The 15,607-nt window shown below is 68.1% G+C and carries 10 protein-coding genes and 3 pseudogenes; 6 read left to right on the plus strand and 7 right to left on the minus strand.

Going from position 1 to position 15,607, the window contains the following annotated elements; translation table 11 throughout:
* Positions 1–2: 2 nt before the first annotated feature.
* Positions 3–461: a hypothetical protein gene (locus QQY66_RS25015; RefSeq protein ID WP_301982557.1), complete on the minus strand. Its 459-nt coding sequence runs from the start codon at positions 459–461 to the stop codon at positions 3–5.
* Between the two features lie 396 nt (positions 462–857).
* Between QQY66_RS25015 and QQY66_RS25020 the strand changes: the two are divergent.
* The 3 genes and pseudogenes from QQY66_RS25020 to QQY66_RS25030 all read left to right on the plus strand — a co-directional run.
* A pseudogene (locus QQY66_RS25020) lies at positions 858–953 on the plus strand (helix-turn-helix domain-containing protein); the annotation flags it as partial.
* Between the two features lie 39 nt (positions 954–992).
* Positions 993–1,892 carry a transcriptional regulator gene (locus tag QQY66_RS25025; RefSeq protein WP_301987777.1) on the plus strand — a complete coding sequence of 300 codons (900 nt, stop codon included), beginning with the start codon at positions 993–995 and terminating at the stop codon, positions 1,890–1,892.
* A 179-nt stretch (positions 1,893–2,071) separates the two neighbouring features.
* Positions 2,072–2,434 carry a hypothetical protein gene (locus tag QQY66_RS25030; protein ID WP_301982558.1) on the plus strand — a complete coding sequence of 121 codons (363 nt, stop codon included), beginning with the start codon at positions 2,072–2,074 and terminating at the stop codon, positions 2,432–2,434.
* Positions 2,435–2,601: 167 nt separating this feature from the next.
* On the opposite strand, the gene QQY66_RS25035 is transcribed toward QQY66_RS25030, so the two are convergent.
* The 5 genes and pseudogenes from QQY66_RS25035 to QQY66_RS25055 all read right to left on the minus strand — a co-directional run bounded on the left by QQY66_RS25035 (position 2,602) and on the right by QQY66_RS25055 (position 10,022).
* The gene (locus QQY66_RS25035; RefSeq protein WP_301982559.1) at positions 2,602–3,978 is read right to left on the minus strand and encodes an IS1380 family transposase; all 1,377 of its coding nucleotides are present in this window, start codon (positions 3,976–3,978) and stop codon (positions 2,602–2,604) included.
* A gap of 192 nt (positions 3,979–4,170) precedes the next feature.
* Positions 4,171–6,489: a hypothetical protein gene (locus tag QQY66_RS25040; protein ID WP_301982560.1), complete on the minus strand. Its 2,319-nt coding sequence runs from the start codon at positions 6,487–6,489 to the stop codon at positions 4,171–4,173.
* A 280-nt stretch (positions 6,490–6,769) separates the two neighbouring features.
* Positions 6,770–7,450 (minus strand): ABC transporter ATP-binding protein, encoded by a 681-nt coding sequence (locus QQY66_RS25045; protein ID WP_301982561.1) that lies wholly within the window; start codon positions 7,448–7,450, stop codon positions 6,770–6,772.
* A 29-nt stretch (positions 7,451–7,479) separates the two neighbouring features.
* Entirely contained in the window at positions 7,480–7,845 is a 366-nt protein-coding gene (locus QQY66_RS25050) for a peptidase inhibitor family I36 protein (RefSeq protein ID WP_301982562.1), read from the minus strand.
* A 946-nt stretch (positions 7,846–8,791) separates the two neighbouring features.
* A pseudogene (locus QQY66_RS25055) lies at positions 8,792–10,022 on the minus strand (transposase).
* Between the two features lie 336 nt (positions 10,023–10,358).
* Between QQY66_RS25055 and thrS the strand changes: the two are divergent.
* Together thrS and QQY66_RS25065 are read left to right on the plus strand one after the other, a co-directional pair.
* A pseudogene (gene thrS / locus QQY66_RS25060) lies at positions 10,359–11,585 on the plus strand (threonine--tRNA ligase); the annotation flags it as partial.
* 61 nt (positions 11,586–11,646) lie between these two features.
* Positions 11,647–12,606, plus strand: coding sequence for a nucleoside hydrolase (locus tag QQY66_RS25065; protein ID WP_301982564.1), 960 nt, complete (start codon positions 11,647–11,649; stop codon positions 12,604–12,606).
* A 78-nt stretch (positions 12,607–12,684) separates the two neighbouring features.
* On the opposite strand, the gene QQY66_RS25070 is transcribed toward QQY66_RS25065, so the two are convergent.
* Complete coding sequence (locus QQY66_RS25070; RefSeq protein ID WP_301982565.1) at positions 12,685–13,608, minus strand: LAETG motif-containing sortase-dependent surface protein; 924 nt, start codon at positions 13,606–13,608, stop codon at positions 12,685–12,687.
* 349 nt (positions 13,609–13,957) lie between these two features.
* On the opposite strand from QQY66_RS25070, the gene QQY66_RS25075 reads away from it, so the two are divergent.
* On the plus strand, positions 13,958–15,601 hold the full coding sequence (locus QQY66_RS25075) for a glycoside hydrolase family 13 protein (protein WP_301982566.1): 1,644 nt from the start codon (positions 13,958–13,960) through the stop codon (positions 15,599–15,601).
* Positions 15,602–15,607: the final 6 nt, after the last annotated feature.

Below are 15,607 nucleotides of genomic sequence, written 5' to 3' on the forward strand. Positions count from 1 at the left end.
CCTTACTTCGGGCTGTCGTGGCACCCGGCGTGGCACTGGTGGCAGTCCGCCACCGCCGGCCACAGCGGAAGGTCGACTTCGAATCCGGCCGCTGTGATGGCGTCGAGGGTGCGCTGCCGGACGTTCTTCGGCCCTCCGTGGGTCTTCCCGTCCAGGTACTCAGGGTTGTGGTGGATGAAGTATCCCGCCACCCGGTCGCAGAACTCGGCGTAGTCCGCCGTGTGCAGGATGAACGTGTGCCACCCGATGTCGACGGTCTCCGAGGGAGAGAGGGGCCCGTCGCTCTTGACTCCGGCGACGAGGAACTTCACGGTCTCCGTCATGATGCGCCGGGCGTATTCACGCTCCATGTGCGGGTGATCGGCAGTGATGCGGGTGGAGAGCCGGTCGAGCAGGTGCTCATCCATGATCTTCCGGGGATCCATCTTCTTGATCGGTGTGGTGGGGTCGGTCGCCGGCATGGTGCCTCCTTGCGGATTGGGGTGCACTTGCGACCCGCTGTCCGCCGGGCTTCCGTGGGGGTGGGGACCGTTTCACGGAAGGAGTAAATCACCGGCAGGCAGCGGGAGTTCATGCGTCCGGCTTCAGCTGCGTCCGGCAGTGCAGCCACACGCCCGTTGTGTCCTCCCAAATGACCAGGCAGCCTGTGGCTCCTCAGCCTTCACGGTCATCTCACGGCCTCTCGCCGGGAGTTGAAGCGGACGGGCCCCAGTGAACGGCTGGAACATGGGCCGTGACCACGTCACTTTTGCCGCAGTTATGACGCATGTCTGACGCGTCCACTACCGTGACCAGGGAAGACGGCATGCCCGAGAGGACGAGGTATGGCGGACAGGCGTGATGGCCTACAGCGGCGCATGAGGGCGTGCGGCTACAGTCAGGAGCGGCTGGCACATGCCCTGCCCGTCGACCGCACCACGGTTGGCCGCTGGGTACGCGGAGAGGCGGTCCCTCAGGGGTTCCTCTGGCCGAAGCTCGCAAGACTCCTCAAGGTGACCCCGGCGGAGCTGGAGGGCCTGCTGGCACTGGACGTGTTGGTACCGGACGACACGCCAGTACCGCCAACGAGAGTGGAGGGCGGTGACTTTGACGACGTGATCCGACGCGACTTCTTGCAACTCGTGGCCATGGCGGGCGCGATGGTCTCCATGCCTACCCGTGCCGCAGCGACGGCGTCAGCGGGATACACGAGTATGGGCCCGCACCTGTGGCAGGTGTACTCCTTGGCCTCGTCGAAGCAGGCCGTGTACCCCCTCGTCCGCGATCAGGCAGCCGAGTTGTCGAGTGCGCTTCGCGGAGCGCGTGGAGCGGCGCACAAGCGTCTCTGTGCGGATGCAGGGGATCTCTTCCAGCTCGCCGGGGAGATCATGTTCGACGGCAACCACTACACGGACGCAGCACACTGCTACACCCTCGCAGCCAGCGCGGCATGTGAGGCCCGGAATGCCGACCTGTGGGCCTGTGCTCTGACGCGTCATGCCTTTATCGGTTTGTACGGAGATCAGCGGTACGAGGAGACCGCACCGTTGTTGGAACTGGCCCGTGACGTGGCCCGGCAGGGGGATACGCAGCTTGCTACCCGGCATTGGGTCGCTGCCGTTCAGGCGGAGATTTTCGCAGCCATTGGAGATTTCGACGCCTGCAAGCGTGCCCTGGATGAAGCAGAGGAAGTGCACTCCCTCTCCGGGCCGGTGCACAACGGAGGATGGTTGAGGTTCGACGGCTCCCGTCTCGCGGAGGAGCGCGGTACCTGCTTCGCGAAACTCCAGCGGCCTGACCTGGCCGAGGATGCGCTGAACGCTGCACTGAAGGATTTGCCCCCCGACTTCCCGCCGGAGGGGCGCCATTTTGGCGGATCTGGCCCTGCTCGGGGTGCAGCGGCGGGACGTTGACCAACTCGTGTCGTACGCGAACGAAGCTCTGAGTATCGCGCGGCAACGCGGTTCAGGCTGGGTCGGCAGCAAACTCTACGGGCTCCAGATGCAGCTTGAACCGCTGAAGGCAGACCGCAGGATCAAGGACCTGACAGGGCAGATTTCGGCATTGAAAGTCTCGGGATGAGAGGTAATCCGTGAGTGTCGATGAAGGCCGCATCTTCCGTGCGGCATGGATCGAGGGTGTCAAGAAATACTTTCCTGGAGATCCTAAGCCGGGGTACATCACCCCATGGGAGGAGACGCCGGACTGGGAGCGGGAGTCCGCCGCCGCCGTGTGCCGACAGGTGCGTGAATTTATCGAGGCCTCAGGCGGCAGCACGGCTCGGCTGACTCGGGAGCAACGCGGTCGATTTGTTGCTACGTGCTGGATCGCTCAGATCTACCGGCGGATCGAAGACCCGAAGCCGGGTTATGTTGCGGATTGGTCGGAGCTTCCTGAGTGGCAAAAGGAGACGGACGCCGACATTTTCGACGCCATCGAGAGGGCGAGTATCTAAGGGCTAGCCTCGATCTTTCTTGATGGTCCGCCGACGGAGTCGGCGGACCATCTCGTTGCGGGTGGGGAAGGCTGGGCAGGTTGAGGGCCCGAGTGTCGTCTCGGGGTGGCGCCGGGTTCCACTGCTCCGGTATCGGGCTGTCGTCGTAGGGGCGGGGTATCGGCTGGTCAGCCGGGGTTCGGCAGGAGGGCGAGCCGTTCGAGGGCTGCAGTGATCTCGCTGGCCCAGGGCCAGTGCCGGGCCAGACGGAGGATCCGCCGGCGGCTGGTGGTCACGAGTTGTCCGGCCGCGGTGAACAGCCGGAAGCGCAGGCGGCGGGGTTCCCAGAGTCTGGCCCTGCCTGTCAGGGCGAGCATCGGCATCCAGGCCAGGAGATCGAGGGCGGTCTGCACGATCTCCAGCCAGACCTTGTTCTGGGCTGTGGAGTGTAGGGGCAGGTTGCGCAGGCCGGTGGCCCGGGCGGCGCGGATGCGATCCTCGGCGCGGGCACGCAGCCGGTGACGGAGTTCGAGTTCGGCGATCGGCCGGTCGGGGGTGTTGGTCGCGAAGCAGGTGATCCGCATGCCGTCCGCGTCGGTGATCCGCAACTGGGCTCCGGGATGAGGCCGTTCCTTGCGGACGATCAGCCGCATGCCTTTCGGCCAGCCGTCCAGGAGCCCGCCGGTGAGTTCGGCGACCCAGGCACCGTCACGGACCGAGCCGTCGGTCCCGACGGCCGGGGTCCACGCTTGGGCGGGGATCTTCAAGACGTGTTCGTGGACCTGCCCGGTGACCGTCATGCCGACCGAGTAGGACAGCCACCGTCCTCGCCTGGCGAGCCAGTACACGAACTCCCGGGTGCCGCCGGCGGAGTCCGTGCGGATCAGCGTCTGCCGCCCTCGCCGGTAGTGCTTCGGCAGCTGGGCGAGGGCCAGCCGGGCGGTGGTGATGTGGTCGGCGGCCGTGTTCGAGCCTGCGTTCCCCGGCCTGATGAGCGCGGCGACCGGTTCTCCGGTTCCGCCCGGGCCGTGGTCGACGAAGGCGGTGAGCGGGTGATGGCCGTAGGTCTTCTTCCAGGTCGCTGCCGCGTCCTCCTTGTCCGAGTGGGCGATCACGAGGACGCCGTCGAGGTCGACGGTGACCTGGCCGTCGGTGTCCGGGGCGTGTCTGCCGGCCAACGACCAGACCCGGTTGCGGACTTCGGCCCGTGCGGACCGGACGGCCTGCAGGGCCTTCTCGCCGGAGGCGGCGAGGGTGTCGATCAGGCGGGAGACGGTCGGGTCGGAGGCGACCGGGCCGAAGACGGCCGGCTCGGCCCGCAGCATCGCGACGTCCGCGAGGCAGTCCCCGCCCAGCGCGACCGCCAGGGCGACATCCAGGAGGATCTTGCCGGGATCGTGGACGGCCCGCGGCTTGCGCCATGGAGCCAGAGCCCGGGATATCGCCTGGTCGAGACCGGTCTTGCGGACCGTTTCGACGAGGAGAACCGACCCGGCCTGGGACACGACCTGGCGGCCATCGTCCTGAACGCGGACACGGGGATAGGCCCCGATAGAGTTTTTCACCTGGGAAGTGCCTCCGACGATGGCAGGAACAAGGATCTCGACAATCCTCATTCTTGCTGGTCAGAGGAACTTTCTGCTTTCCTGACCGCCTCTCAGCAAGCCAGGTCAGGTGTCGCCCAACCCTGCAGCAGTCCCGATCGTCCTGGTGCGCTATCGCACCAGGACGACGGTTCCACGGGGGACGAGCTGCCCCTACCGGCGTAGAGCGAGCGTCGATCGGGTTGCGGCGAGCGCGGAGGCCAGGGCGAGAGTGGCGAGGAGCAGGCTCATCTGTCCCCAGGGAATGCTGAGCTGGAAGTCGGGGATCTGGGTGGCCAGAGCCACGGTCGGGACGATGGCGATGAAGAGCCCGAGGAGAGTGGCGGTTCCCAGAAGCAGGGCGTACTGCCAGAGGATGATGTGGCGGCCCCAGGATGGCGGGATGCCGAGCGCGATGAGGCTGTCGATGTAGGTCTTCAGTGCTCGGGTCTGGCCGCGGAGCGCGGTGAGGACGGTGGTGAGCGCAAGCAGGGCCAAGGCCGCGGCGGAGACGTAGAGCGCTGTATCCGGGACCGGTGGTTCTGGCTCGACATGGATGTAGGCGGCGCGCGCGTCGATCGCGTGGTCCTGGAGAATCTGTTGCACGCGCTTGTCCTGGCCGTCGTCGGCGTCGGCGGCCATGATCGGGCCCCGCACGGCGATGGGGAGGTCAAGGCGGCGGGCGGTGTCGACGAGAAGGATCCCGTCCGTGCCGGCGCGCCAGCCCGCGCGTGCCAGTTCCAGTGGCTTGGAGGGCAGGGGAGGGGTTTCGCTGAGGATACGGTCGTCCTCAGCCACCACAAGTCGGGTCGGCTGTCCTGCGGGGGGCGGGGCGTTGTCGCGGTCCGCCCAGACTAGGAGGCCGCCGCGGTTGAGCAGCGCACGCTGGTCGGCGGTAAGGGGCCGGCCGGTCAGGACGGGGACGTCGTCGGGTGAGTCGACGGCTAGGATGCCGCCGTCGTTGCCTTGGCGAGTTGTGCTGGGGACGGGGCCGGTTTCGTCCACGGACTCCTTCGAGAGGCGGTGGAGTTCCACCTGGGGAAGGCCTTCGAGAACTTTGCTCTCCTTGAGCACGGTGAGCGTCCGCTCGGGTGGTGGGAAGGCGCTGCTGGCCCGGTGCGCCAGTAGTACCTGGCCGGGCAGGACCTCCGGTTGCACGGTGTTCTCGCTGCTGCGGATCAGGGTGTCGAGAAGGGCGAGCATGCCCAAGCTGGCGCCGATGATCACGGTAAGGACGGCGAGGGCGGCCTGTGCCCGCCGTCGGTCGGCCTGCAGTTGACGGCGGGCCAGCCTGCGGCGGGCATCACGCTCCGAGAGCAGACGGGTCGCGAGTCCGAAGAACTCCGGCAACGTCAGCACCACCGCGGCCGTGATCAGGGCGGTCAGGAACATGCCCTCGGACGGGGTGTCGAGGCGTGTCGCCGTGTAGACCATGCAGACGCACCAGACGCCCAGCGCGGCCAGCTGGCGGACATCGCGGACAACCGTCGCGGCACTCCTCTTGCGAAGATTCTTCGCCTGCGGCTGGTGTGCCGGTGACGTGGTGGTGGGGTGAGGCTGCTCACTGCGGGTCCGGCGGGCCAGGAGCAACCCCGCGCCGGTCAGTAATCCGGTTGCCGCGACCAGAGCGAGGAGCTGCGTAGCAGCGTCTGTCATTCCTTCGGCATCTCCCACCGGCCGGTCTTGCAGGTACGCCAGGAGAGGTCGTAGGGCCCAGCCGGTGGCAACTCCGGCGGCGGCACCGGCAGTAGCTGCCGCCAGGCACCATGCCACGCAGGCGAAGCTCACGGCCGCTACCGTGGTGGCGGGTCGCAGCCCCAAGGAGACCATGGTCTCCGTGGTCCGCCGCAGGCGTCGGTCGACGAGCCCGAACATCAGCAGCACGGCGCCAATGGGGACCAAAACGGCGGGGATGGTGTATCCGGCGGGGGACTTCTCGATCCAGTAATCGGCTGCTTTGGTCTCCAGCTGTGCCCGAAGGATCGGCGGGCCGGGCAGAAGTTCCGGTCCGCCCTTGGCCTCCTGTGAGCTGGAGCCATCGCTGTACGGCGTAAGCGTCTTCGTTACCGCATCCATGACGGCTTGTTCTGGACCCCCGGTCCACAGCAGGTACGGCTGTGCGGCCAGGGAGGGGTAGCCCTCAGCGAGTTTCGGGTCCAGACTGCTCCACGTGCCTGGCGCGGCGAGCAGGGCCGAGGTGTTCGCGTAGTGGTTGTCTGCGACGCCCACCACGCGCAGCCGAACGTCACCGAGCACGGTGAGCGTCTGGCCGGGCGCGGCTTTGACGTCCCCGGGGTCGGTCACAACGATCTCGCCCGGCTGTTGCGGCCAGCGCCCGGCCGTCAACTCGTACACATCTGGATACGGGTTGGGCTTCCACTGCCCCTCCAGCAGGGCCACTTTCCGTGCCGGAGTGACGGCGAGCTGCACGTCGAGCGCGGTGAGGAAGGCGGCGGACTCGTTCGCACCGGCCTGCTGCGCCGCCCCGGCCATGGCCGGGGCCGGCGTCTTACTGCCGGGGGAAGCGTCATCTCAGCGCTCGCGAGAGCATCGAAACGGCCCAAGTCGCGATCGGCCTCCTGAGCACCTGAGAGTGACAACGTCGACAACGCGATGAACATGGCCATCGCGAACAGACCCGCCACGAACACCGTTGAAGAGGCACCAATCCATTGGCCCGGGCGCCGGCCCAGCCGCCATGCCAGCCGTGCCGCGAGCCGTGGCTGCGGCAGGACCGATGTGCCCTTATCTGCCTGCTTCGGCTGCCGCGCCATCAGCGGTGTTCCAGGCGGCCGTCGACGACCTCATAAACCGAGTCGGCGAACTCCCGGCAGCGGGGATCATGCGAGCAGACCACTGCCAGCACCCCCTCGTCGCACAGCTTCCGCAGCAGCGTGAACATCTCCCTCGTAGCGGCCGAATCCAGCGCTCCTGTCGGCTCGTCCGCCAGTAGCACGGCGCGGTCACCGGCCAGCGCCCGGGCAATGCCCACCCGCTGCCGCTGGCCGCCGGACAGCTGACCTGGAAGTCGGTCCTCCAGCCCGGCCAGGCCTACCCGGGCCAATTGGGCGACAGCCTCTGCACGGGCGGCAGAGGGCGTCTCCCCGCGCGCCTCCAGCGGCAACGCAACGTTCTCGGCGGCGGTGAACTCCTCCACCAACTGGTGGTGCTGGAAGACCACGCCGACGGCATCCAACCGCAGCCGCGCGCGCCGGGCCTCATCCGCCGCACTGACGTCGACACCGGCGACCTGGATGTCACCGGTATCGGCGACATCCAGGCCGGCCAGCAGGTTCAGCAGGGTCGACTTCCCGGAGCCGCTCGCCCCATATACGCAGACGAACTCGCCCGCGCTGGCAGCGAAGTTCACCTCCCGTGCGGCCCACACCGTTTCCACTGCCGATCGGTAGGCTTTACACAAGTCGCGCGTTTGGATCAGCGGTGCTCCGGTCATGTCGTCAGCCCTTCTGCTCTCTGAGCGGTTTAGCAGCCGTACCTGGTTCGCCACGAGCTGACCTCGTCGCTGTTCAGCGGCGAGACGTTGTTGTCATTGGCTTCCGCAGCCATGCCCTGCCTGTCACCGGTGCCGTTCCTGGCGCCGTACATGCAGCCCGCGTGGGTGCCCGACTCGTTGGACCACGAGTCCATTTCGTTGTCCTGGTCGCCGGTCAGGTTGGTGATCGTGGCGTTGCCGTCGGCGCGCTCGCCGATCATCCACCGGTAGTCATTGTTGCCCCACATACACATATTGTTGTTGTTGCAGTCGCTTATCGCCGCGTTGGCCACGGGCGTGACCATCAGGGCGGAGCCAACGAGCATGACGGAAGCGATAGCCTTCTTGATTCTCACGTGCTCTCCTACTCGTGATTCCCGACATTGCACGTACACAGGCACCTCGGGATCACGCCGTCAGGCAAGCCGCGTTACGCAGCACGAACGCCTCGTCCGTACCGGCAGAAACTTCCCCCCCCAGATGCTTGCAAGATCGGACGGAATCACGTTGCGGAGCATTTCGACAACGCTCAGTTTCAGACAGCACGACGCAAAGCGACCGTAGCAACTACCCGCCCCTGCAAGGCTTCACCCCGTGGCCGCTCTTCGCCTGACCCCCGGAGCGGACCACCGGACGACCTGCCAGTAAGCGCCGACGTGCGACATGCCCCGGTTCACGCTTACGCAACACCAGCGACTTCAGGCCAATTCGGTGCGCGGTGTTGCATTATCGCCGACGGACTTCGCACGGTCTTCCAATTGCGCAAGCGAGGGATCGAACACCACCCCTTGGGCGCTCATTTTGGCCGAATCCCCGTTCGCAAACGGTATCGCCCACTCCACTTCTGGGATTCAAGCCCTACATAGGAGCTCGCAATATGCTCATGGTCGGACCTTTCTTGAGTCGGCTCCAGGAGGTGAGGCTGCAGGCGAGGGAAACGAAGGCGTCGTGCAGTTCGGTGCATCGACTTAGCGAACGGCAAGGCGCTTGAAGTGGTGGAGCAGGAAAAGGGACTGTCCGCGAGAACATCATGCTCGGTCAACCCCGCACCTTCGACGACGACGCAGTATGGGACGTCGTCGACGCCGTCGGTATGCGCAACACGGTCGAGAAGTTGCCCCAGCAACTGGACACGCTCCTTACCTCGAAGTTTCATGACGGTCCGCCGACGGAGTCGGTGGACCGTTTTCGTACTGTGGGCTGCGAGTGGGCAGGCCGGGGGCCGAGTGTCGTCTCGGGATGGCGCCGGGTTCCACTGCTCCGGAGTCGAGGTTGCTGTCGCAGGGACGGGAAAATTGCTGTTCAACCGGGGTTCGGCAGGAGTGCGAGCCGTTCGAGGACGTCGGTGATCACACCGGTCCAGGGCTAGTCGTGGGGCCAGGCGGAGGATCCGTCGGCGGCCGGTCGTGATGAGCTGTCCGGCCATGGTGAACAGGCGGAGTCGCAGGCGCCGGGGTTCCCAGCGTCTGGCCTCGCCGGTCAGGGCGAGCATCGGCTCCAGGCGAGCAGGTCGAGGGCGATCTGAACGATCTCCAGCCAGATCCTGTTTTGCGCGGTGCGGTGCAGGGGGAGGCTGGTCAGGCCGGTGGCGAAGCTCGAGTTCGGCGATCGGGAGGCCGGTGGTGTTGGTGGCGAAAGCAGGTCAGCCGCATGCCGTCCGTGTCGGTGATCCTCAAATGGGCCCCGGTGGGGGCGTTCCTTGTGGACGATCAGCCGCATGCCTTTCGGCCAGCCGTGAAGGACGTCGCCGGTGAGTTCGGCGATCCAGGCGCCGTCGCGGATCTCGCCGCCGGTCTCGACGGCCGGCGTCCAGGCGGAGGCCGGAACCTTCAGCACGTGGCTGTGGACCTGCTCGGTGACGGTCATGCCGACGGTGTAGGACAGCCACCTCCCGCGCTGTGCGAGCCAGGTGAGGAAGGTATGGGTGCCGCCAGCGGAGTCGGTGCGAATCAGGGTCCGGCGCCCGCGCCGGTACTCCTTCGGCAGCTGGGCCAGGGCCAGCCTGGCGGCGGTGATGTGGTCGGATGCGGTGTTCGATCCCGCGTTGCCCGGTCGAAGGAGGGCCGCAACCGGTTCACCGGTGCCGCCGGGGCCGTGGTCGACGAAGCCCGCCAGGGGGTGGTGGCCGAGGTCCGCTTCCACATGGGTGCGGCGTCCTCCTTCTCGGAGTGCGCGATCACCGGCACCCCGTCGAGACCCACGGCCTTCTCGCCGCAGGCGGCGAGGGTGTCTATGAAACGGGAGACCGTCGGGTCCGAGGCGGCCCGAACACAGCCGGCTCGGCCCGCAGCATGCCGACATCCGCGAGGCAGTCCCCGCCCAAGGCCACAGCCAGGGCGACGTCCAGGAGGACCTTGCCCGGGTCATGGACGGCCCGCGGCTTGCGCCACGGCATCAGCGCTGCGGATATCGCGGTGTCCAGGCGGGCCTTGCGGACGGTCTCGACCAGCAGCACGCTCCCGGCCTGGGAGACCACCGCCCGGCCGCCGCCCTCGATGCGGACCCGCGGGCAGGACCCGATAATCTTCTTCACCTGGAGAGTGCTTCTTCCGTGCAGCTGACAGGACCCTAGACAAGTCCCATCGTTACAGGTCAGGAGCACTCTCCGCTTATTCGATCAAGCCTCGGACAGCGTCCCCATGAAAGCGCGAGGCTAGAACAGCCCAGCGTCACCGGAAAATTCGTCGCGGCCCCGTCCCCGCCCCTGCTACCGTCCCCCCATGAAGCGCGCCCAGCCGTCCCCCATGACGACGACGCCGGAGAGTGTCCCGGCGCGCTGACCGCTGATGTGGATCATCGAAGCCCCGGGGCGAGTGCTCCGGGGCTTTGGCGTGTTGCCGGCCGGTTCCTCGTCCCACTAGCGGAGGAGCCCGTTATGAACGATCACCGTCGACTCGGTCGTGAGCTGGAGTTGTTCGACACCGATCCGCTGATGGGAGCCGGGTTGCCCTACTGGCTGCCTGATGGAGCCGTCGTACGGCACAGCCTGGAGGAGTACGTCCGGGAGGTGGAGCGGGAGGCCGGGTATCGGCATGTGTATTCGCCGGTGATCGGGAAGCGGGAGCTGTACGAGATCTCGGGGCACTGGGACCACTACAGCGACGGCATGTTTCCGCCCATGGAGATGGGGGCCGAGCAGGTCGTGCTGCGGCCGTCGCTCTGTCCGCACCATGCGCTCATCTACCGGTCCCGGTCGCACAGTTATCGCGAACTTCCCCTCCGTATTGCGGAGTTGGGCGGTATGTATCGCTCCGAGCTGTCCGGCGTCCTTGGTGGGCTCAGCAGGGTGCGGGCCATGCAGCTCAACGACGCGCATATCTTCTGCACCCTGGAGCAGTCCGTCGACGAGGCGCGTGCGGCCCTGGAGTTGATCGGGCGCGTGTATGCGGATCTGGGGATCCGGGCGGCGAGGTATCGGCTGTCGCTGCCCGGGGACGGCGGCAAGTACGTCGCCGATCCTGCGCTGTGGCGCCGGGCCACTGCCCTGCTGGAGGAGGTCCTCGAAGGGGCCGGGGTCGCCTACGACGCCGTCGAAGGGGAGGCCGCCTTTTACGGGCCCAAGATCGATGTGCAGGTCGTGGACTCGGCGGAGCGTGAGGCCACCCTCTCCACCGTGCAGATCGACTTCCATCAGCCCGAGCGGTTCGACCTGCACTACATCGGCCAGGACGGGGCCAAGCACCGGCCCGTCATGGTCCACCGCAGTGTCATCGGCAGTGTCGAGCGCGCCGTCGCTCACCTCGTCGAAGTGCACGGCGGTGCCTTCCCGGCCTGGCTCGCGCCCGTGCAACTGGTGGTGCTGCCGGTGTCCGAGGCGCAGGAGGAGCAGGCGCGGGAGGTCGTACGGCGGGCCGTGCGGCGCGGGCTGTGGGCCGAGCTGTACGGCCCCGGCGAGGGCACCCTCGGCGCCCGTGTCCGGGCGGCGCGGCTCGTGCCGTACCAGGCGGTGATCGGGGCGCGGGAGGCGGACGACGAGCTGGTGGCCGTACGGCTGCGGGACGGGCGGCGGCCGGGGGCGGTGCCTGTCGCCGGGCTGCTCGACCGGATCGCGGAACGGGTCGCGGATCGCGGCGCCGAACTGTGGTCGGCTGCGTAGGGTCGTTTCCACAGCGACTTACGACAGTGACCTATGCGGACGTGGAAAGAGGAGCGCCGACGTGACCGGTCAGCCCATACCCGTGATCATCGACTGCGACACCGGTGTCGATGACGCCCTGGCCCTGCTGTTCGCCGTACGCCATCCGGGGATCGACCTGCGGGCGATCACCTGTGTGGCCGGGAACACCGACGTCGACGGCGTCGTACGGAACACGCTCACCGTGCTGGAGCAGGCGGGCGCACCCGAGATTCCCGTCGCGCGCGGTGCCGAGCGGCCGTTGATCGAGGCCGTGCGGACGGCACGGCATGTGCACGGGGAGGACGGGATGGCCGACCTCGGGCTGCCCGCGCCGAGCCGCACGGCGGTCGACGTGGATGCGGTGACGCTGCTGCGGCGGGAGATCCTTGCGTCGCCGCGGCCGGTGACGCTCGTTCCGACCGCGCCCCTCACGAATATCGCTCTGCTGTTGCGGACCCACCCGGAGGTCGTGCGCAACATCGAGCGGATCGTGTTCATGGGTGGCGCGGTGGCGACGGGGAATGCCACGCCGGTCGCGGAGTTCAATGTGTGGCACGACCCGGAGGCGGCGGCGATCCTGCTCACCGCGGGGGTGCCGATCACGATGTACGGGCTGGATGTGTTCAAGCGGGTGCTGGTGCCTGCGGCGGATGTGCAGCGGTTGCGGACGAGTGCGGAGGCGAGTCTTCGGATGGCCGGGGAGTTGCTTGCTCACCGTGATCCGGGTGCGTCCGGGGACCCGACCCCTACGGGGGGTCTTGGAGACGCGGGTGCGGTGTGTGCGGTTGTCGATCCGGCGGGGATCCGTACGGAGTTGCTGCCGGTCGAGGTGAACCTTTCTCCGGGGCCGGGGCGGGGGCAGACGATCGTCGACCGGCGTCCACGTCCCGGTGAGGCCGAGATTCACGAGGGCACTCGTGAACAGCCCTTGGTGGACGTGGCGTTGGACGTCGATGTCGAGAGGTACGTGAAGTTGTACCTCTCGACCGTCGAGCGTTAGTTGGTTCGTTTTTGTCTGCGGGTTTGTGGGGGCTGGTCGCGCAGTTCCCCGCGCCCCTAAAGGGGCGCTATGGCGCCCCTAGTTCGACGTGCGGCGGCGGCGTGTCATCACCACGATCCCTGCGCCGCCTGCCAGCAGCACCGTCGCGCCGATCGCGATCGGCATCGTCGCGCTGCTGCCGCCCGTCTCGGCGAGGTCGTCGCCGCCGCCGTTCGGGGCGGGGGCGGGGGGTGTCGACGACTCGGAGGCGGTCGGGGTGGAGGGGGTCTCGGACGGCGGCTCGGTCGGCGGAGGCGTCGTCTCCTCGGCCGGCGGGGTGGACTCGGCCGGAGGCGTGGACTCGGCCGGCGGGGTCGACTCGGCCGGGGGCTCGGAAGGAACGGTCGTGCAGTCCTTCGTGCCGCCGTTCCACGCGGCGATCAGCTTGTCCTTGATGACCGGGCGGTCCGGGCCCTTGGGCAGGTCGCCGTGCTCGAAGCCGTCGTTCGCGTCGAAGTCGCCGTCGTACTTGACCTTGCCGCGGTACAGGTCGATCTGCGCGAAGCAGCCCGCGTCCGGCACCGAGATGTCGAGGGTGTCGGTCTGGCCCGGCTTGACGGTCGCGGTGTCGAAGTCGACGAAGACCTGCTCGCCGGAGGTGGCGAAGGTGGCGCCGTGGGCGAGGTAGGAGGCGAGGGAGGCGGTGCAGGTGGTGGCGTCGCCGGCGGTGCGGACGGAGATGTGCACCTTGCCGTCGTCGGTGGGCCGGAGGTTGACGTCGTCGACCTTGACCGAGTCGAAGAACTTGGCGCCGTCGAGCGAGAACTGGCAGCGGTCGGTTCCGGTTTCCGTGCCCGCGCCGGTGCCGGGCTGGTAGGCGCCGCCCGACTTCCAGCCCTCGCCGCCGGGCGTGCCGGTGGCCCAGGCGCCGGAGGCGGAGGCGACGGTGGCGGCGCAGAGGGCGAGTGACGCGGCGCCCGTGGTCAGGAGGCGGCGCGCGGTGACACGTCTCGCTATGGACATGCGGATCCCCATCTTGGCGTGAGCAGAGCACCCGGGCACGGAGCCGTGGAGGACAGCGCGATGCTGCCGGGCACGCCGAGCCGGGTGGAGTGGTTGTAGAGACAAGCAAAAAAACACCGGGCCCATCGGTCACATGCGCCACGGCGAGAACCATGCTCGTCGTGCCGTTGACCCCTGTCAACCTGCGGAGATGGAATGGGAGTTCAGGCGTCATCACATTTCCGTCACACCGGGAATGCTTCAGTCCGCGCCTGGCGCAACCGCCCGGTGGTTCACTTTTCAGGCGATCTGGACAGGGTCTTGTCTGTCGCACCACCGCACAGCGTGACCGCACCGCAGAGGAGACCGCGTGCCCGACCTCTCGTCCCGCGACCCCAACTGGTGGCGTCAGGCCGTCATCTACCAGGTCTATCCGCGCAGCTTCGCCGACGCAGACGGCGACGGGCTCGGGGACCTGAAGGGCATCACCCAGCGCCTGAACCACCTCGCCGCCCTGGGCGTCGACGCCCTGTGGCTGAGCCCCTTCTACCCCTCCGAACTCGCCGACGGCGGCTATGACGTCGCCGACTACCGCGACGTCGACCCCCGCCTCGGAACCCTCGACGACTTCGACGCCATGGTCGAGGAGGCGCATCGCCTCGGCCTGAAGGTGATGGTCGACATTGTCCCGAACCACACCTCGGACCAGCACGTCTGGTTCCAGGAGGCCCTGCGCGCGGGACCGGGATCAGCGGCCCGTGACCGGTATGTCTTCCGCGACGGCCGCGGCGCGAACGGCGAGCTCCCGCCCACCGACTGGCAGTCCGTCTTCGGTGGCAGCGCGTGGCGGCGCCTTCCTGACGGGCAGTGGTATCTGCACCTGTTCACCCCCGAGCAGCCCGACCTCAACTGGGACAACGAAGAGGTCCGCGCCGACTTCCGCACCACTCTGCGCTTCTGGTCGGACCGAGGCGTGGACGGCTTCCGCGTCGACGTCGCCCACGCCCTCGCCAAGGACCTGAGCGAGCCGCTGCGTGACCTCGGCGCCCCCGAACTCAGCGCCGAGGCCGCCCTCCCGCACTTCGCCCCCGGCACCCACCCCTTCTACGACCGCGACGAGGTCCACGAGATCTACCGCGACTGGCGCAAGATCCTCGACGCCTACATTCCGCCGCGTATGGCGGTCGCCGAGGCCTGGGTCCCGGGCGCCCGCCGCGCGCGGTACGCCCGCCCCGACGAACTGGGCCAGGCCTTCAACTTCGAGTACTTGCAGGCTGGTTGGGATGCCGGTGAGCTGAAGCAGGTCATCAGCGACTCCCTCGCCACCGCCCGCGCCGCCGGCGCCTCCGCCACCTGGGTGCTGTCCAACCACGACGTCGTCCGCCACGCCTCCCGCCTGATGCTCCCGCCCGGCACCGACCCGGACGCCTGGCTCCTGTCCGACGGCACCGCCCCCGCCGTCGACGAGTCGGCAGGGCTGCGGCGCGCCCGGGCGGCCACGCTGCTGATGCTGGCGCTGCCCGGATCGTCGTACGTCTACCAGGGCGAGGAACTCGGTCTGCCCGAGGTCGCCGACCTGCCCGCCGAAGTGCTCCAGGACCCGATCTGGGAACAGACCGGCCACACGTCGAAGGGGCGCGACGGCTGCCGGGTGCCGCTGCCGTGGACGACGAGCGGTCCTTCGTACGGCTTCGGGGCAGGGGCCGCGTGGCTGCCGCAGCCGGCGAGTTTCGCGTCGTACGCCGTCGAGGCCCAGGACGGTGTCGAGGGCTCGACGCTGGAGCTGTACCGCAGGGCGCTGCGGCTGCGCCGCAAGCTGCTGGAGGGGGAGGAGCTGACCTGGGTGGCCGACACCCCGCCCGGCGTGCTGGCCTTCGCCCGTGGGGACGGCTGGCGGTGTGTCGCCAACCTGTCGGACACGGCGATCGCGCTGCCGCCGGGAGAGGTGCTGCTGGGCAGCAGGCCGATCGAGGACGGGCGGATCGGGCCGGATACGACGGTCTGGCTGGCGTAGCCCGGG

Origin of the sequence: Streptomyces sp. DG2A-72 (assembly GCF_030499575.1) — a bacterium.
Lineage (GTDB): Bacteria > Actinomycetota > Actinomycetes > Streptomycetales > Streptomycetaceae > Streptomyces.